This is a genomic window from Desulfovibrio oxyclinae DSM 11498 (assembly GCF_000375485.1).
Classification (GTDB): Bacteria; Desulfobacterota; Desulfovibrionia; order Desulfovibrionales; family Desulfovibrionaceae; genus Pseudodesulfovibrio; species Pseudodesulfovibrio oxyclinae.
The window spans coordinates 506,212-524,744 of record NZ_AQXE01000001.1 but is presented as its reverse complement, the minus strand read 5'-3'; the positions used below and the strand labels follow the sequence as shown (position 1 = coordinate 524,744).

Genomic DNA, 18,533 nt, shown 5'->3' with positions numbered 1-18,533 from the left:
CACCGGCTGCCACGGAAATATCGGCAGCGTCGTTGGTGCCGTTGACCGTCACTTCGATGTCGTGCGTCGCGGTCCCGTCAGCGGACTGCACCGTAAAGGTCTCGGTGAAGCTGTCGCCTTCGCCAAGGGACTGCACGTCGGCGTTGGGAATGGTGTATTCCCAGTTGCCGTCCGCGTCGATGGTCAAGGTACCCTGCGCGTTTGCCGGGGCCTGCACGCTGTCGGGATCAAAGACCGCTTCGCCCGCATCCGCGTCGGTCACGGTCAGTGCGCCGGACGTGGTCAGCGTGAAAGCGGAATCGTCCTCGGTCACGGAACCGGTGTCGGAATCACCGGCTGCCACGGAAATGTCGGCAGCGTCGTTGGTGCCGTTGACCGTGATTTCAAGGGTCTGAGTGTTTTCGCCGCCCGCGCTATCGGAAACAACGTACTCAACGAGGAACGTTTCGCTTTGCCCATCAGGGAGATAATCGTATCGGGATGCATCGATCGAGTAGCTACCATCCTGCTTGAGCACAAGCCCAGCAGGCGCATTGTCAGGGTCGGCAAGACGGAATGTCAGTTCGTCCTGAGTATTGTCTATGTCCTCAGCTACAAGCTTTCCGGAAACCGAACCATCCTCCTGAACCGAAGCAGAAGCTGCCTGAGGAACCGGGGCATCGTTGACAGGATGCACGATGACGGTGCCCCCCCCGTCAACGGAAAAGATGCCATCGCTCACCGTAAACTGAAGATCCAGCTCCCCGTTGTAATCAGCGTCAGGCTGAAAAATCCAGGCGTCCGAAGAAATTCTGGTAAGGGTTCCGCCTGAAACCGAGATGGACGTGACGCCGAGTTCGGCAGCCGGATCCGGATCACTGACAACGGAAAGGATGTCGGATTCCGTTATGACCTTTGAGCCATCTTCGTCCAGCTCTATGGAAAGAGCGCCAGAAACAGTCGGGCCGTTCACATTACTCTGCGCCGTTGAGGTTGCCGGAGCAAAACCGAACCCACCAGTCGCCGAAAAAGCCTCAAGACCGTCAACGCCTGCACCATCAACGTCCCCCCGAGCCGCAAGCCCCTCCACTCCATCATAAAGAGCCCCGCTGTCATCGGAGTATACGCCCGCCCCGCTGCCGCTGCCGCCAGCGTCCGCAGCCGTTTCGATATCTTCTGCGGGAGCTTCCATGTCGGAGAATGCAAAAAGATAGGCTTCGCCGGGCACCAGTTCTCCGCCAACAAGCTCGAAGAGCGGAAGCTGCCCACCTTCGTTAAGGAGAATATAGTCCTCAAAGACTATCGCCCCCCCCCCGTCCACCTGAACAACGAGATCGTTTCCGTCACGAGTGAACACAGCGTCAGAGACATCGAATTCAAACGAGATAAGCATGTCCGGGGACAAGCGGTAGGCCTGAGTGCGACCTTCACCGGGCAGTGTGACCTGCAACGTTTCCAGATTCTGAACAGCAACGGTCTCGGGCATGAGGGGCTCCTTGAGAGTGACGTTTGACGATCTTTAGGCGTAACAACTTTACTATTACACAGGCCAACCAGTGTCAAACATTATAGAGCTAAGCATTCCAGCTCCTTACGGTGTTTAATGCAATCAACGACCTCACCACTAACCCCCCGAAATATTGTCACAATAGCTCTTGCTAAAAATTCGTGATTATCAAGCCAGTCACTAGGTTTTAAACATGTATCTGTGAATAACTCAGCGGTTGTTCTGTTAGAAGGTTCAACCATTTCAACATCACTCAATCCACAATAAGTTGATTTTCATGCACTTTTCGCAGCAATGAAAATCATTACTGTGAGCAACTTGGTGAACCATACCTATGAGAGATAAAAACGGAACTGCCCATTTCTGCGAGATTCGAAATGCTGCGATGGAGTTCTAAGGATAACGCAAAGCACCCCTTCGTGCCGACAAAAAGGCATCGAACAGAAGAAGGCCAGAATGGTGATGATCCAGAAACGACTAGCAGGCAGAGCCTTGTCAGGCTGCAAACCAGAGGAACGCCTGAAAAGAAATCAGGATAAGCAAAGACCACCCGCCTGTCCTTTTGAGGGTCAATAAAAGTCTGGCCAGCAGAGCCTGGTCCCACGCGAATTCGCCCCCCAGCAGCGGTTTTTGCTTAATGCGACCAAAGTATGAGGTAGGGCCGCCCATTCGCGCATTGAGGGCTATGGCACAGGCGGCCATTGGCCAACCGGCGTTGGGGCTTTCCATTTTTCCCGCCTGCCTGATGACAGTTCTCAGGGCCGCGAGTGGGCGTGGGCGTCGCGATACAAGCAGGATCAAAACGGCACTCAATCTGGCCGGGATGAAGTTGAGCACATCGTCCAACCTGGCAGGGAACCAGCCCAGGTGACTGTACCGCTCGTTTTTGTAGCCCCACATGGAGTCGAAAGTGTTCACCGTTTTATAGGCCCACATGCCAGCCGGGCCGAACAGGCACAGATAGAACAGAGGGGCGACAAAGCCGTCGCTGAAGTTTTCCGACAGGGTCTCCGCCAAAGAACGGCGAATGTCCACAGCATCCATGCGCGACGTGTCCCGGCTCACCAGATACGACAGACGGACACGGGCTTCATCGATATCATCGGCCTGCAACAGCCTTTCAACATCCGCCCCTTCATCAAGAAGGCAGCGGAGGGCCAAGCCGGAATAGGCAAAATAGACGGCAAGCAAAAAACCAAGCAGTGGAAGGGCAATCAGCGTAGACACCAGAGCAGCCACGGTGGAACTCAACAGCAGTGTGACGGTAGCACCGGCAATCTTCATTCCTGCTTCGGAGCCAACACGGGAGCGCACGGCTTTTTCAGCGCGATCAATGACCCATCCGAGGGCGCGTACCGGATGATACAGCCATGACGGGTCGCCCAGACGGGTGTCTACGAAATATCCCAGCGCGGTGACGAGCGGAGAAAGCGGTGAGGCGAAGAGACTGAGCATAATAAAAAAGCGGGGAAGGCGTCTTCCGCCTCCCCCGCTCATGACGGCTAGTTTTCGAAGTAGGACCGGAGCATGGCACTGCGGACCGGATGCCGCAGCTTGCGAAGCGCCTTGGCCTCAATCTGTCTGATGCGTTCACGGGTGACGTTGAACAGCTTGCCCACTTCCTCAAGCGTATGGTCGGACTTTTCGCCGATGCCGAAACGCTTGCGCAGGACCTGCTCCTCGCGCGGAGTCAGGTCGGAAAGCACGCTGGCGATCTGCTCGCCCAGCTTGGTGCAGACCACTTCTTCCGCGGGCGCGGCGGCCTTCTTGTCCTCGATGAAATCGCCGAGGCTGGAATCTTCCTCGTCCCCGATGGGGGTTTCGAGGGAAATGGGTTCCTTTGCGATCTTGAGGACCTTCTTGACCTTGTCGAGCGGGTATTCCATGCGTTCCGCAATCTCTTCCGGAGACGGGTCGCGGCCAAGCTCCTGCACCAGATAGCGCGAGGTGCGGATGAGCTTGTTGATGGTCTCTATCATGTGCACCGGGATGCGGATCGTCCGGGCCTGGTCCGCGATGGCGCGGGTGATGGCCTGACGGATCCACCAGGTGGCGTAGGTGGAGAACTTGTACCCACGCTGGTATTCAAACTTGTCCACGGCCTTCATGAGGCCGATGTTGCCCTCCTGAATCAGATCCAGGAACTGCAGGCCGCGGTTGGTGTACTTCTTGGCGATGGACACCACAAGGCGCAGGTTGGCGCGGATCAGCTCCTGCTTGGCCTGCATGGCGGTGCGGTTGCCGTGCTTGATGCGCCACAGCACTTCCTCAAGGTCGTGGACCGAGTGTTTGCACTTCTGCTGCAGGCGATCCATGATCTCGATCTTGCCGGCGAGCATTTCCTTGAAGGAGAAGAACTCCTCGACGGTCATGCCGAGCATGTCGGCGGCCTTGACCGGATTCAGCTCACGGTCGTCGACCTGCTTGAAGATCTCCTTGATTTCGGCACTGGTCTTGCCCACGGAGAGAACGTATGCCGAGAGATCGCGCTGACAGTTGTGCATCTGGCGTACGTAGTCGTTGACCGTCTCGATGATGCGGTCGATGAGCGTTTTCTCAAGCTTGATGTCGCGCAGGCGCTCGACGATATCTTCCTTGTACTTGACGATATCCTGATACACTTCCTGCGCGCGCTTGTCGTTCGGGTCGCACTGTTCAAGCTGGTCGTACAGTTCCTGCTTTATGTCGAAGACGTCGCTGATCTCATTGAGAAGGTGGATGACCCGCTGACGCTGGTTCATCTCGTCTTCGGACGGATCGTCTTCTTCGATGGTCTTGACCACGTCCTTGAGCTTGACAGTGCCTTCTTCAAGGTCTTCACCGACCTTGACCAGCTCCTCGACGGCAACCGGCACCTCGATGAGGGCGTACAGCACGTCCATCTCGCCGGACTCTATCTTCTTGGCGATGACGACTTCGCCTTCACGGTCCAGAAGAGGCACGGCACCCATCTCGCGCAGATACATACGCACGGGATCGGTGCTGCGGGAGGCGAGCTCCACGGGATCCTCTTCGCTCTCGCTGATGACGTTGGAGTTGTCCTCCGAACTGTCTTCGCTGCTCTTGGCATCCTTGGGAGCATCCACGATGGAGATGTTCATCTGCTCGAAAAGCGTGATGACTTCTTCCATCTGCTCCGGGGTGTTGGCATCGTTGGGCAGTGCGGCGTTCACCTCTTCAAAGGTGAGATGCCCCTTCTTCTTGCCCTTGGCGATGAGGGTTTTGATCTGCTGAATTTCTTTGATGTTGCTCATTGGTTCCTCCCCAGAAACTCCTGGTAAGCCCGCTGATACTGTTCCAAGAGCGCTCTATCGCCCTGCTCCTGCGCAAGGCGGATATTCTCTCTCAAATAACGCAGATAGGCCTTCTTTCGCGTTTCGTAGATCGAGTTGCAGATGAAGGACCATTCCTGCTGCAGCTCCTGACCGTTCAATGGGTTCTCCGCAAGCTGGTTGCGACACTGGATGAAAAAGCTCTTTTCTTCGGGGTTGAGCCGCGAGAGCGCATCTTCGCCCGGCTGCATGACTCTGAGCTTTTCCCACAGTGCCCTGGCCCACTCGGTGGAGAGCACGGAATGCATCTCCTGCCCTTCCAGGTAGGGGATGTATTCCGGGTATTTGATGCAAAACGTCAAATATGTCCGATCGTTCCTGCTTTCCTTTTCCCGTGGTGCGGCCTTGCGTACGGCTGACGGCGCGGGAGAAGCGGCTGGCGCAGGCTCGTTGCGGCCCCGGGCCGGTGCCCTGTCTCCCGTAAACGTCCGCCTCAGCTCGGCTTCGGACAAACCGAGCCCGCCGGCCAGACGGGGCAGGAAAAACGCCGCCAAAGCGGGATCCTTCAGTTCCGAGAGAAAACTCCCGGCCCAGTCCATGATCTCGCGCGGCGAAAAGTCGTCGCGAAGGGTCTTCAGGCAAAAATCCAGCCCGTCCCTTGCATTGTCCAGACACTGTTCGAATCCGTCCCGTCCGTGTTCCTGCAGCACGTCGTCCACGTCTTTTCCTTCGGGAAGCAGCACCACACGGCACTTGGCTCCCTGCAACAGTATCATCCGGCTGCTCTTGAGTGCGGCCTTTCTGCCGGCGCCGTCCCCGTCGAATACGAGATCGACCCGGTTGCACAGTCCGGCCAGCCTCTTGACCTGATCGGTCGTCAGCGCGGTTCCCAACACCCCGCAGGCGTCCTCGTACCCAAACTGATGCAGTGAAAGCACGTCCATGTAGCCTTCCGTGAGCAGCGCCCTGCGGGTGCGGTTCATGGACCGCCGCGCCACATCAAGGCCATAGAGGTGTTCGCCCTTTTTGTAGATGGGCGAATCACTGCTATTCAGGTACTTTGGTTCTCCATCTGTAATTATTCTACCGCCGAATGCAATGACCCGACCCGAAAGATTTTTGATGGGGAAGATCAATCTTCCACGGAACCTGTCGTAAATATTGCCTTTCTGATTTTTCGACAAAAGTCCGGCTTCCACGCCGTCCTCGGGCATTCTGCCCCTTCCCTTGAGGAAATTGTCCAATCCGTGCCAGTCATCCGGGCTGTACCCGAGACCGAAACGCTCAATGATCTCCGGCGAAGTGCCGCGACGCTTAAGATAGTCACGCGCGGGCTGCCCCACGGCATGGCCAAGGCAGTTGCGGAAAAAATGCTGCGCCTCGTCGTGCATCTCCATGAGGAGCTTCTTGCGACGGCTGCGCTCCACATCCTGCTGGTTCTGCCGGTAGCCCTTCAGCTCCACCCCGGCCTCGGTGGCGAGTTGCTCAAGCGCGTCCCGAAACTCCAGCCCGTTGATGCGCATGTAGAAATCAATGACATCGCCGGACGCCTGACACCCGAAACAATAAAAGAAACCCTCGTCCTCGTTCACGCTCATGGAGGGCTTGGTTTCCTGATGGAACGGGCACGCACCCATCCACCGGCCTGAAACGGGTTTCAGGTCCACGTAGCGGCGTATGATGTCCGCGATATTGATGCGGGCCTTGACGGCCTCGACAGCGCTGCGATCCACAAGCTCCCCAACAGGTTGGGGCCCGAGCCGCCCTTCGCTCGAAATCGGCGGGGGCGAAAACGGGTCCTCAGGTAAGCAACACTTCAGTCATGCCATCTCCCCCCTGATCTTCAGGCGCAAGCGAGAAGGAGGAAACCGCAGGATAATGCTTCAGAAAATCGTGTACTTCACGGCGCAGGGCACCGGTTCCGCGTCCGTGGACAATCTCCAGGCGCCCGGCTCCCTTGAGTAGGGCTTCGTCCAAAAAACGGTCCAATTCGGCAAGCGCCTCGTCCGCCCTTCGGCCGCGAAGATCCAGACGCAAGGTGACCAGTGAATCAGCAGGTTTCGCCTTGGGGGTACGTCCCTTGGCCGAAGACGGCTTCGCTCCGTTGGAGGAACCGCCCGCGGGCTGAAGATGCTCGGCCTTGACCCACATGGCCACACCGCCGACGTCCACCTTGGCCTGCTTCTTGCGCTTGTTGATCTCAACCACGTCGCCCTCGCGATTCCATGCGGTGTAGGTCACCTTCATGCCGGGTTCAAGATCATCAAAGGAAAACGCCTTTTCAACGGCCTTTTCGGCCTTGTCACCAGTGGAGACGAGCGTTTCGCGGGCATCCGCCAACTTCTTCTGGGCCTGCTTGCGGCTGATGCGATCCTGCTTCCACTGTCGAACAACATCCTGCGCCTGCCCCTGAATATCCTTGAGCAGCTTGCCCTTGCGCTGCTCAAAGTCGGCTTCGAGCTTGTCATGCTTGTGTTGCATCTTGCGACGCACGGACTCGGCTTCGCGGATTTCCTTTTCGCGCTCCACAGCCAGCTCGTTCAGACGGTCCAGAACAGCGGTGGTATCGGAGCCGTCCATCAGCAGATAGCGTTCGGCACGATCCAGAATTTCTTCAGGAAGTCCGTTCTCCTTGGCCACGTCCAGCGCGATGGATGCACCGACCTGATCATAGGCCAGTTCGAAAAGCGGCTGTTTGGTGCGCGGGTCAAAGAGCACGCAGGCCGCACGGACGCCCTCGGTGGCCATGGCATAAGCCTTCAGTGCCGGGAAATGGGTGGCAACAACGGACATGGCCTCGCGTTCCAACAGGCTGTCGATGACTGCCTGCGCCAGCGCGGCTCCCTGTGTGGGATCGGTACCCGCACCGAATTCATCGAGGATGAACAGCGTGTTTTCGTCCACACTGTCCCATACGCGGCGGATGTAGGATATCTGGGCCGTAAAGGTACTGACGCTCTCATCGAGGCTCTGCTCGTCGCCCATGACAACGAACACGTTGCTCCACGGCGGGAGCACGCTGCCCTCTTCAACAGGAACAGGAAGTCCGGAAAGAGCCATGAGCGCACACAGGCCCAGCGTCTTGAGACACACCGTCTTGCCGCCCGCGTTGCCGCCGCTGATCACGAGGCTGCGGGTGGTCTCTGTAAATGAAATATTGAGCGGATGCACATTGCCGCCAGTGGCAAGCAACGGATGCCGGGCACCCTTGAGGGTCGGCACCGCACCCTCGCGAACGTCCACGGCGCGACCGTCCAGCGCCTCGCCGTACGCCACCTTCGCCATGAGAACATCAAGCGCCACAAGGCTTTTGTAAACTCCGAGAACGCCATCGCGTTCACGGCGCACGAGGCCCGTCAGGTACCGAAGAACCTTGAGTTCTTCTTCCCGCTCCTCGCGCTTGAGCTCCTGCAGCCGGTTGTTCATCTCCACGAGGAACATGGGCTCGAAGTAGCAGGTCTCACCGGTCTGCGAATAGTCGTGGATGATGCCCTTGACGCGGCCCTTAAAGTTGGCCTTGAGCGGCATCACGTAACGGTCGGACGAAATAGTGATAAAGTCGTCCTGCAGCGCGTTGGAAAGGTCCTCACGCAGCACAAAATCCTTCACCTTGCGAGTACAGCGCTGATGAATGTTGCGGATCTCGCGGCGAACATCGGAAAGCTCGGGGCTGCTTTCGTCGCGAATCCGCCCGTCCGGGTCGAGGCAACGGTTGATGCCCGACACGGCGGTCTGGGGCCACGGCGCGGAGAAAAGGACGCGTCCCAACTCATCCCAGCCGCGGTCTTCGAAATTCTTGAGTGATTCGCGAACAGTCTCGGCCTGCCCGAAAACTATTCTCAGCGCGAACAGGTCGTCATGATCAAGGTGCTCGTGCTTGACGTCGAGGTTGGCGAACAGTCCGTCGAGACTCGGGAAAGCGGAGAGACGAATCTGCGATTCGCCGATCCACCGTGCGGCCTCTCGCAGTTCGCGGACGGACGAGGAAACGGCTTCGACGTCTTTAAGCGGACGCACGTCGAGACACGCAGCAGCTCCGGCTTCCGAAACGGCATACGTGGACAGCGTCTCCAGGACACGATTGAATTCGAGGAGTCGTAATGATCTGGATTCCATAGAACCCGCAATTTGAGGATTAGGAGAGCTTCGCCTTGACGGTCTCGCTGGCAGCACGGCCGTCGATCCGGCCCTTGAAACGCTCATTGAGCAGCTTCATGACCCGGCCCATGTCCTTCATACCCTCTGCGCCGGTTTCGGCGATGAGAGCGTCGATCTCAGCGGAGAGTTCCTCGTCGGAAAGCCGCTGAGGGAGATACCCCTCAAGAATGGCAAGCTCGGCAACCTCGCGGTCAGCCAGATCGTCGCGCCCGGCCTTGGAGTACTGCTCAATGGACTCGCGCCGCTGCTTGGCCTGCTTGAGGACGATATCAAGCACTTCCGCCTCGTCCGGCTCACGGCCAAACTCGACGGAAGCGTTCTTAATGGCCGTCTTGAGAAGCCTCAAGACGGCCACTTTAACTTCTTCTTTGGCCTTATAGGCCGATATGAAGTCCTTATTAATGCGTTCGAAAAGCATAATTAGGACGTTCTCATCTTGCGGAGCTTTTTGGCGAGACGCTTCTTCGCGGCAGCTTTTTTCTTCTTACGCTGCACGCTCGGCTTCTCGTAGTGCTGACGCTTCTTCAGTTCGGACAGGATTCCGCCCTTCTCCACCTGCTTTTTAAAGCGGCGCAGAGAAATGTCGAAGCTGTCACCATCATCAAGGTAAACACCCGGCAAGAAAATCACCTCCCTTTGTCGCCAACGGGGAATCCGAAGGCAAAGTCAAGAGAAGACTAATTACACACTGTTTTCACGCTTGGCAAGAGGAGAATATACAAAAAAGAGCCTGCCGCACGAGGCGGCAGGCTCCATCTGATCGTTACCGAATACAGCGACCTAGTGGTCGGGCTGTTCCTTCACATCTTTCCAGGACTTGTAGAACGTCCAGGCCAGTCCGAGACCGATGATGCCCAGCACGGCGTACAGAACGCCGAAGAAAACGAAATGGTCGGGCATCCACCAGGGCAGGTCCTGCGGGAGCGGGCTGTGAACGGTTTCACCACGAAGCATGGTTATCCTCCAATGCCTACTTGACGGCTTCCTTCAGGATTTTGCCGGGGCGGAACTTGACCACCTTGGTGGCGGGAATCTTGATCTCGGCGCCGGAGCGGGGGTTGCGGCCCACGCGTTCCTTGCGTTCTTCCACCATGAAGGTGCCGAAACCGGTCAGGGTCAGCTTGCCGTCGCTCACGAGAGTGGACTCAACAGTCTCCAGAAAAGCGTTGAGAGCGCGTTCAGCATTGGCCTTGGTAAGATTGGACTTCTCAGCAATTTTCACAACCAACTCAGCCTTCGTCATCAGTCCTTCCTCCTCTAATGGTTCTGATACCTTTGGGGTCCGCCTGTCAGCGTCCGGAATAACAAGACATTCCTTATCGCAGGCCCCCATTATTTACAACGTTGGGGATCGCGGCCGATTCGGCCTTGAACAAGCAGAAAATTTCTCTGAATGTTACGAATGACGGGCATATCCGTCACCCGAGCAAGTCCCCTCCGCATCTAAAACAGATTTTTGAGTGTTCCGTCAATAGGCAAACCGGGTTTTTTCGCCCGGAATCAAGAAAAAACAAGGGTCGAGAGCTCTCTGAACTGCTCTGGTGACAAATTTTCCGGCCGGTCCGTCAATTTGACAGGGCCATTTTGAAACCACGCCTCGATTTCATCATTCATTCTGGATTTCAATATGTTACCAAGCTGCTTGCGGCGTTTCTGGAAACACAGCTTCAACAGCTGCGCGAGCTTTTGCGGGTGCGGCGGCCGCTGCTGCCGGGAAAAAGGAATAAATTCGACCACTGCGGAGTCCACCTTGGGCTTTGGCCTGAAAACCGTGGGCGGCACCTTGAACAGATACCGGGTACGGCAGAAGTTCCCCACCCAAGCGGTGAGTCCCCCGTACTGCTTGCAGCCCGGGGAGGCCGTCAGCCTTGCCGCGACCTCGTGCTGAACCATGAAGGCGCAGGCGCATTCCGTCTGGCTGACGATGTCCCAGATGAGCTTTGATCCTATATTGTACGGAAGGTTGCCCGCCACGATCCAGTCGGATTCCAACTCCTCCCACGGATACTTGAGCGCATCCGTGCGCACCACGTCCAGCTCGGGGAACTCGTCCTCCAGCCGGTCGGCCAGGTCCTCGTCGCGCTCCAGCACACGGTAGTCGTCAAAGTCACACTCAGCCACAAAGCGCGTGATGGCTCCCTTGCCCGGTCCGATCTCCAAGACCCGTTCTCCGGGCAGTGCGCAGACCGCATCGGCGATGCGCCTGCATGTATTCTCGTCCACCAGAAAGTTCTGGCCGAGACTTTTCTTGGCCCTGTGGCCGTCGCTGGACATATTCATCTCCATGGTTGCCCGGTAAACGGAAACGAGTTGCACTACATCAAAGAGCGGCGCCGATCAACCAATTGACACAGGCCCTTGCGGGAACGTACTCAATCGGGACATTATTTCAAGGAGGAGAACCATGGATCTGCGTTCCCACATCCGCGACATTCCCAACTATCCCAAAGAGGGAATCGTCTTTTTCGACATCACTCCGATGCTCGCCGATCCCAACGCATTTCGCCATACGGTGGACTGCCTGGCGGAAAAATTCAAGGATTGCGGCGCCACCAAGATCGTCGCCGCCGAGGCGCGGGGCTTCATCTTCGGTGCGCCGCTGGCCTACAAGATGGGCATAGGCTTTGTGCCGGTGCGCAAGCCCGGCAAGCTGCCCTACGAAACCACCTGCGTCACCTACGACCTCGAATACGGCACCGACACCCTCTGCATGCACGCCGACGCCCTTGAAGAAGGCGAAAAGGTTCTGGTCATCGATGACCTGCTGGCCACCGGCGGCACCGCACAGGGCATGGTCAAGCTCGTGGAAGACGCCGGCGCGGACATCGTCGGCATTGGCTTCGTGGTCCAGCTCGGTTTCCTCGACGGCGACAAGAAGCTCGAAGGCCACGACTTCTGCAACCTCATCATGCTCTAGACAAGGCGAAATCATGGTCAAGATAGGCATCATCGGCGGCAGCGGACTGGACAACCCCGACATCATCGAAGGCGCCTCGGACCTTCAGGCGGAGACCGCCTTCGGGCCGCCCAGCTCCCCTCTCAAGGTCGGCACCATCGCCGGAAACGAGGTGGCCATCATCGCCCGCCACGGCAGGGAACACACCATCCCGCCCCATGCGGTCAATCACCGGGCCAACATCCTCGCCCTCAAGGACTGGGGCGCGGACATGATCATCGCCACCACGGCCTGCGGGTCGCTGCGCGAAGAGATCGACCGCGGTCATCTGGTGATCCTCGACCAGTTCATCGACTTCACCCGTCGCCCCGGCAACTCCTTTCATCACCGCTTCGAACCGCACGGCGCGGTGCACACCGCCATGGCGGAACCGTTCGACGAAACGCTGCGAGCCAAACTCGTGGCGGCCTGCGATAGCGGCGGATTCGATTACCACGCCAAAGGTACGGTCATCACCATCGAAGGCGCCCGCTTCTCCACTCGCGCGGAATCCAACATGTTCCGCATGTGGGGCGCGGACGTCATCAACATGAGCGTGGCCCCGGAATGCGCGCTTGCCAACGAGGCGGGAGTGCCCTACGCCGCCGTTGCCATGAGTACCGACTACGACTGCTGGAAGACCGACGAGGAGCCCGTCACGTGGGACGACATCCTCGAAGTATTCAAGGGGAACGTGGAAAAGGTCACGACGGTGCTCATCAATACCATCGGCAGCCTGGACGGCTAAACGACATGACGGATGGCCGTGCGACAAATCAGTGCGATCTGCTTGTCTGCGCGGACATGGCTTTTCTGGACGGCCGCGTCTTCCATGATGCGGCCGTTGCCATTTGCGACGGAACGATAACCGCCTGTGGCGACCGGGGCGACATTGCCGAACAGTTTGAAGCAAGGGAGACGCTCCGGCTCACGGACGCGTTCCTTCTGCCCGGACTCATCAACGCCCACACCCATCTGCCCATGACACTGCTCCGGGGCGTGGGTGATGACCGCCCGCTTCTGCAATGGCTGCGGGAGGACATCTGGCCCGTGGAGGGCAGGCTCTCGCCCGAGCTGCTTCGCCTGGGAGCCGCGCTGGGATGCGCGGAAATGATCCGCACCGGCTGCACGGCCTTCATGAACGGATACTTCCACGAGGAAAACACCGGACGCGCCGCGCACGACGCAGGCATCCGAGCCGTGCTCGGCGAAGGATTTTTCGGATTCCCCTCCCCCATGTTCCCCGACGCAGAGTCCTGCTGGACAACCCTGAGACGACTTCGCCAACAATACTCGGGGCACCCGCGCATCCGCACCTCTGTCGCACCACACGCGGTCTTCACAGTGAGCCCGGATGCCCTGACGGCCAGCCACACCCTTGCCGCGGAGCTCGACCTGCCGTGGCAGATACACCTCGCCGAATCTCCGGAAGAGACCACGTCCTGCGTCGAGAAGCATGGCAAACGCCCTGTTGAACTTCTGGACTCGCTGGGCATCCTCGACAGGCGTTGCACGCTGCATCACTGCGTGGACGTGTCGGAAGAGGATATCGGGCGACTCGCCGAAACAGGCGCGAAGGTGGTTCACAACCCCGCCTCCAACATGAAACTCGCCTCGGGCATTGCGCCCATCCAAAGAATGCTGGATGCGGGGGTCACGATCGGCCTCGGCACAGATGGAGCTGCGAGCAACAACCAGCTGAACATGTTTCGCGAGATGGGTCTTGCGGCGCTCGGCGGCAAGGTCCGCGACCACGACGCCCGTGCGGCCTCAGCCGCCAGCGTTCTGGACATGGCCACGAGAGGATCGGCGCAGTGCCTTCACTGGCCAGAACTGGGGACACTCGCGCCGGGCCGCCCTGCCGACATGTGCGCGCTGGACCTCTGCGCACCGAACATGCTGCCGGTGAACGATCTCATCTCCCATACGACCTACGCGGCTACGGGACACGAAGTGCGCATGACCATGTGCGAAGGACGCGTCCTGTATCTCGACGGCAATTTTCGCACTCTTGATCTCAAGGGGCTGAAAAGCGAGGCAGACAAGGCAAGACGGTGGATTTCATCCCTTCGCCGTTAAAAAAATTCCCGGAAAATGCTTGACAATTCTAGTTGATCACGCATATCCGAATCGTCTTTGACGTTACCGATACAATCATCTGCCGAACGGGCATCCGTCGAGCCGATTATTTTTAGGAGGATACACCAATGGCCAAGAAAGCAATTGCCGCCACTCTCGATGGCGCCGTCATGACCGCCGAAGGTCTGAGCTACAAGGGAGTCATCCTTGAGCCCATCGTTGAACAGTGTGAAGGCTGCGAACGCGTCATTCCGTTTGAAGACGCCAAGTACTGTCCCGCTTACGCCCAGCCTGCACGCAAGTGGGCACACGGCGTGTGCAACTTCGCCACGCACGTTCGCGCTGGCGTGGATAAGGAAGGCAAGGTCAAGGTCAACCCGCTGAAGGCTTCCAAGCGCGCCGCCCGCGGCCGCTAGGCTACAGGCCGGACGGATGCACGGCGGGGCCGAACCCGTCGAGCCGGTTTTGCCAATATCGGCGCGGTGCTTTGTCGCCGCGCCGTTTTTCTGTTTGCAGCAATAAGAGAGCCGATCGCATGAAGACCATCCTCGCCGCCATCGACGGCATGACCGAAACCGTGGTGGACATACAGACCGAACTGGTTTCCCGCCCCGCCCTCTCTCCCGATAACAACGGAACCGGAGAGCGTGAGAAGGCCGACTGGATCATCGGCAGACTGCGCGAAATGGGCGTGAGCGACATTCGCGAATTCAACGCCCCCGACGAACGCACGCCATGCGGCCATAGACCCAATGTGGCGGCGATCATCCCCGGCCGCGACACCTCTCGCACCTTCTGGGTCATTGCCCACATGGACGTCGTGCCCGCTGGCGACGACAGCCTCTGGGACTCCGACCCGTGGACGCTCAGGCGAGACGGCGACACCATCATCGGGCGCGGCGTCGAGGACAACCATCAGGGGCTGGTCTCCGGAATGCTCGCGGCCAAAGCCATCCTTGATGCGAAAGCGACACCCGAAATGAATTTCGGTCTGCTCATGGTGGCCGACGAGGAAACCGGCAACGAATACGGTCTGCGCAACATCGCCGAGAACCATCTGGACCTCTTTGGTGAAAACGATCTGGTGCTCGTGCCCGACTTCGGCAGCCCGGATTCGTCCCTCGCCGAAGTGGCCGAAAAGAGCATGTTCTGGCTCAAGGTCACCGTGGACGGCAAGCAGTGCCATGCCTCCACTCCAGATGACGGCCTCAACGCCATGGTCGCCGCCTCGGATCTCGTGGTGCGCATCAGCGCGCTCAAGGATGAATTCGACGAAACCGACGAGCTCTTCGATCCTGCTCGCTCCACCTTTGAGCCCACCAAACGCGAAGCCAACGTGGAAAATGTCAACACCATCCCGGGGCGCGACGTGTTTTATGTGGATGCCCGCGTGCTGCCGACGTACGATCTCGACGAGATTATCGGCAGGATTGGTGAAATGGGCCGTGAAACAGAGCTGAAATACGATTGCACCGTAAGCATGGAAACCATCATTCGCGAACAGGCGGCTCCCCCGACCCCGGTGGATGCTGAGATCGTGCAACGCGTGGGACGCGGCGTGAAGGCGGTGACGGGACTGGACATCAAGCCCACCGGCATCGGAGGCGGCACCGTGGCCGCCCAGTTGAGGCATCGCGGGGTTGACGCCCTCGTCTGGTCCACGCTCAACCATTTCGCGCACCAGCCCAACGAACAGGCCTCCATCGCCAACACTCTTTCGGACGCCAAGGTCATGGCGCACGTGCTGCTGGAGAAATAGAAACTCATGAAACCCGCCTTTCCGGACATATTCGACGCCATCGTGGTGGGCGCGGGCCATGCTGGATGCGAAGCCGCCATGGCGCTTGCGCGCATGGGACGCAGCACCCTGCTGCTGACCATGAACGTGGACCACATCGGCCAGCTATCCTGCAATCCGGCCATCGGCGGGCTTGCCAAAGGACACATGGTCCGGGAAATCGACGCGCTCGGCGGCATGATGGGCCTGTGGGCCGACGCCGCAGGCATCCAGTTCCGCACGCTCAACACCCGCAAGGGTCCGGCGGTACGAGCCACCCGCGCCCAGATCGACCGCGACGAGTACATGCGCGTGGTCAAGCGGGACATCTTCTCACAGCAGTCACTCTGGGTCTGGCAGGACACCGCCGAATCACTCCTTGTGGAAGAAGGTCGCTGCGCAGGCGTCAGCACGCGTCTGGGCGAGGTCTTCAAGGCCCGCAACGTCATGCTGACCACCGGGACCTTCCTGCGCGGCCTGCTGCATGTGGGCCTGAGCAATTTCTCCGGCGGCAGACTCGGCGACCCCTCGGCCGAAGGCATGTCCGGCTGCCTGAACGAACTCGGCTTCGAATTGGGGCGGCTCAAGACGGGCACAACGCCCCGACTGCTGAAGGATTCCGTGGATTTCGACAAGATGGAAGTCCAGCCCGGCGACGATCCGCCGCCGCCGTTCAGCTTCCGCACCACGCACATCCCCATGCCGCAGCTGCCCTGCCACATGACGTGGACCAACGCTGAGGCACACGAAGCCATTCGTTCCGGCTTTGAACGCTCGCCCATGTTCACGGGCGTCATCGAAGGCACCGGCGCCCGTTACTGCCCCTCCATCGAGGACAAGATCGCCCGGTTCCCGGACAAGGACCGGCATCAGATTTTTGTGGAGCCCGAAGGATTGAACCATCCGGAGGTTTACCCCAACGGCATCCCCACCTCGCTGCCGCTGGACGTGCAGAAACGGATGATCAACGCCTGCGTAGGCCTGGAAAATGCCCAGATCGTGCGTCCGGGCTATGCAATCGAATACGATTACATCCCCCCGACGCAGCTGTTGCCGACCCTTGAATCCAAGCCGCTTCCGGGCCTGTGGTGCGCCGGGCAGATCAACGGCACCTCCGGATACGAGGAAGCCGCCGCGCAGGGCCTGTGGGCCGCCATGAACATTCAGGCCGCCACCGAAGGAATGGAACCGTTCCTCCTTGGACGCGATCAGGCCTACATGGCCGTTCTTGTGGATGATCTGGTCACCAAAGGCACCAAAGAGCCGTACCGGATGTTCACCTCTCGGGCCGAGCACCGTCTGCTGCTGCGCGAAGGCAACGCCGACCAGCGACTCACCAAAACTGGCCGCAGGTTAGGCCTTGTGGACGATGACCACTGGAACCTTTTCAGCCGGAAGCGCGAGCAGATCGACAGGCTCCTGAAGGCCATGCACGAAACCGGCATCAAGCCGGACCGGGAAACCCGCAAGACGCTTGAAGGCATCGGCGCCTCGGTACCCGGCAAGATGGTGGAACTGGCCTCCATTCTTCGCCAGCCTCAGGTGGATGTTCGAGACCTCGCGCCGCTGTTGCCCATGGTGGAACAGTGCGACGAGGCCGTGCTTGATGAAGTGACCACGGAAATTCGCTACGAGGGCTACCTGCAACGTCAGAAGGAGCTTGTAGAACGTTTCCGGGAGCTTGAAAATCTTTCCATCCCCGAAGACATGGATTATTCGCAGGTGGCAGGGCTGACCCGCGAAGCCGTGGAGAAGCTCGGAACCATCCGTCCCATGACCCTCGGGCAGGCTTCGCGCATTTCCGGCATCACCCCCGCCACCATTTCCTGTCTCGAAGTATACATGAAAAAAGCAGGACTTCTGTAAGTCTCCGTTGACAGACGGTTTTCCGGTGAATACATATTGAAGTCAAAATTGGCCGCCCGTGTCACAAACGCGGGCCTCGTTCCGAACCGCAAAAAGGAGACCCGCCTTGGAAGACGGCTCTGACAGTCCTTTGCGATCCTTCTTCAAGTCGATCTTCAACAAAAACGGCCACGACCTCGAAGACCACATACTCGAAGCGCGAGAAGAAGGCGAAATCGAGGGTGATGAAGTGTCCATGCTTCTCAACATCCTCGAACTCGACAGCAGAAAAGTCACCGAAGTTCTCGTCCCGAGAATGGACATGACCTGTGTCGAGGCCGCGAGCACCGTGGCGGAAGCCGCCGCCGCGATCGTTAAACAGGGCAATCATTCCCGCATACCGGTCTATCACGAGACGCGGGATCATATAGTGGGCGTGGTTCACGCCAAGGACCTGCTCCCTCCGCTCATGGAGGGCGACGGCCGCTTCCCCATTTCGGACATCATGCGTCCGGCCCTCTTCGTGCCGGAAGAAACGCAGCTCGACGAGATGCTCAGCCTTTTCAAAAAGGAGAAGGTGCATATCGCCGTGGTCCACGATCACTACGGCGGCACTTCTGGCATCGTGACAATGGCCGACATCCTTGAAGAAATCGTGGGCGAAATGGCTGACGAGCACGAGGCGGAACGCCCGGACGAAATCGAATACACCGAGGACGGCGCGCTGCTGGTGGCAGGAAAAGTGCCTCTTGAAGACGTCTGCGAACTCTGTGCGGTCAGTATCGAATCCGAACATGTGGACAGCATCGGCGGATACCTCGCCGCGCTGGCCGGTCACATCCCGAGCCCGGGTGAACATTTCGACCTGCAGAACCGCCGCTTCACCATCATGGCGGCAGACGAACGACATATCATCCTCATCCGCATCGACACTCTCGAACAAGAAGAGGAAGACGAAACGCAGCAGGCCGAAGACTGATC

At 58.8% G+C, this 18,533-nt stretch carries 17 protein-coding genes; 7 read left to right on the top strand and 10 right to left on the bottom strand.

All coding sequences use genetic code 11. From position 1 onward, the window contains the following. The 10 genes from B149_RS0102690 to rsmA all read right to left on the bottom strand — a co-directional run. On the bottom strand, positions 1–1,465 hold a 1,465-nt coding region (locus tag B149_RS0102690), incomplete at its 3' end, for a VCBS domain-containing protein (protein WP_026167411.1). A 516-nt stretch (positions 1,466–1,981) separates the two neighbouring features. Further along, positions 1,982–2,941 carry an adenosylcobinamide-phosphate synthase CbiB gene (cbiB, locus tag B149_RS0102685; RefSeq protein WP_018123620.1) on the bottom strand — a complete coding sequence of 320 codons (960 nt, stop codon included), beginning with the start codon at positions 2,939–2,941 and terminating at the stop codon, positions 1,982–1,984. Between the two features lie 47 nt (positions 2,942–2,988). After that, positions 2,989–4,740 carry an RNA polymerase sigma factor RpoD gene (gene rpoD / locus B149_RS0102680; protein WP_018123619.1) on the bottom strand — a complete coding sequence of 584 codons (1,752 nt, stop codon included), beginning with the start codon at positions 4,738–4,740 and terminating at the stop codon, positions 2,989–2,991. Continuing rightward, positions 4,737–6,491: a DNA primase gene (dnaG, locus tag B149_RS0102675; RefSeq protein WP_018123618.1), complete on the bottom strand. Its 1,755-nt coding sequence runs from the start codon at positions 6,489–6,491 to the stop codon at positions 4,737–4,739. Before dnaG ends, rpoD begins: the two co-directional genes overlap by 4 nt. Before the next feature lie 67 nt (positions 6,492–6,558). Then, positions 6,559–8,874: an endonuclease MutS2 gene (locus B149_RS0102670; protein WP_018123617.1), complete on the bottom strand. Its 2,316-nt coding sequence runs from the start codon at positions 8,872–8,874 to the stop codon at positions 6,559–6,561. A 19-nt stretch (positions 8,875–8,893) separates the two neighbouring features. Then, the gene (locus tag B149_RS0102665; protein WP_018123616.1) at positions 8,894–9,334 is read right to left on the bottom strand and encodes a GatB/YqeY domain-containing protein; all 441 of its coding nucleotides are present in this window, start codon (positions 9,332–9,334) and stop codon (positions 8,894–8,896) included. A 2-nt stretch (positions 9,335–9,336) separates the two neighbouring features. Beyond that, complete coding sequence (rpsU, locus tag B149_RS0102660) at positions 9,337–9,537, bottom strand: 30S ribosomal protein S21 (protein ID WP_018123615.1); 201 nt, start codon at positions 9,535–9,537, stop codon at positions 9,337–9,339. Between the two features lie 159 nt (positions 9,538–9,696). After that, the gene (locus B149_RS18650; RefSeq protein WP_018123614.1) at positions 9,697–9,870 is read right to left on the bottom strand and encodes a hypothetical protein; all 174 of its coding nucleotides are present in this window, start codon (positions 9,868–9,870) and stop codon (positions 9,697–9,699) included. A gap of 16 nt (positions 9,871–9,886) precedes the next feature. Continuing rightward, positions 9,887–10,249 carry an HU family DNA-binding protein gene (locus B149_RS0102650; RefSeq protein WP_483782815.1) on the bottom strand — a complete coding sequence of 121 codons (363 nt, stop codon included), beginning with the start codon at positions 10,247–10,249 and terminating at the stop codon, positions 9,887–9,889. A gap of 167 nt (positions 10,250–10,416) precedes the next feature. Continuing rightward, positions 10,417–11,190: a 16S rRNA (adenine(1518)-N(6)/adenine(1519)-N(6))-dimethyltransferase RsmA gene (gene rsmA, locus B149_RS0102645; RefSeq protein ID WP_018123612.1), complete on the bottom strand. Its 774-nt coding sequence runs from the start codon at positions 11,188–11,190 to the stop codon at positions 10,417–10,419. Positions 11,191–11,320: 130 nt separating this feature from the next. Here rsmA and B149_RS0102640 point away from each other — a divergent pair, with 130 nt between their 5' ends. The 7 genes from B149_RS0102640 to B149_RS0102610 all read left to right on the top strand — a co-directional run bounded on the left by B149_RS0102640 (position 11,321) and on the right by B149_RS0102610 (position 18,531). Further along, complete coding sequence (locus B149_RS0102640; protein WP_018123611.1) at positions 11,321–11,833, top strand: adenine phosphoribosyltransferase; 513 nt, start codon at positions 11,321–11,323, stop codon at positions 11,831–11,833. A 13-nt stretch (positions 11,834–11,846) separates the two neighbouring features. Next, on the top strand, positions 11,847–12,599 hold the full coding sequence (mtnP, locus tag B149_RS0102635; protein ID WP_018123610.1) for an S-methyl-5'-thioadenosine phosphorylase: 753 nt from the start codon (positions 11,847–11,849) through the stop codon (positions 12,597–12,599). A 5-nt stretch (positions 12,600–12,604) separates the two neighbouring features. Then, positions 12,605–13,930, top strand: coding sequence for an amidohydrolase family protein (locus B149_RS0102630; protein WP_018123609.1), 1,326 nt, complete (start codon positions 12,605–12,607; stop codon positions 13,928–13,930). Positions 13,931–14,058: 128 nt separating this feature from the next. Next, positions 14,059–14,346 carry a PxxKW family cysteine-rich protein gene (locus tag B149_RS0102625; protein WP_018123608.1) on the top strand — a complete coding sequence of 96 codons (288 nt, stop codon included), beginning with the start codon at positions 14,059–14,061 and terminating at the stop codon, positions 14,344–14,346. Positions 14,347–14,465: 119 nt separating this feature from the next. Beyond that, positions 14,466–15,689, top strand: coding sequence for a M20 family metallo-hydrolase (locus tag B149_RS0102620; protein WP_018123607.1), 1,224 nt, complete (start codon positions 14,466–14,468; stop codon positions 15,687–15,689). A gap of 6 nt (positions 15,690–15,695) precedes the next feature. Next, complete coding sequence (mnmG, locus tag B149_RS0102615; protein ID WP_018123606.1) at positions 15,696–17,573, top strand: tRNA uridine-5-carboxymethylaminomethyl(34) synthesis enzyme MnmG; 1,878 nt, start codon at positions 15,696–15,698, stop codon at positions 17,571–17,573. 106 nt (positions 17,574–17,679) lie between these two features. Next, the gene (locus B149_RS0102610) at positions 17,680–18,531 is read left to right on the top strand and encodes a hemolysin family protein (protein ID WP_018123605.1); all 852 of its coding nucleotides are present in this window, start codon (positions 17,680–17,682) and stop codon (positions 18,529–18,531) included. Positions 18,532–18,533 lie beyond the last annotated feature (2 nt).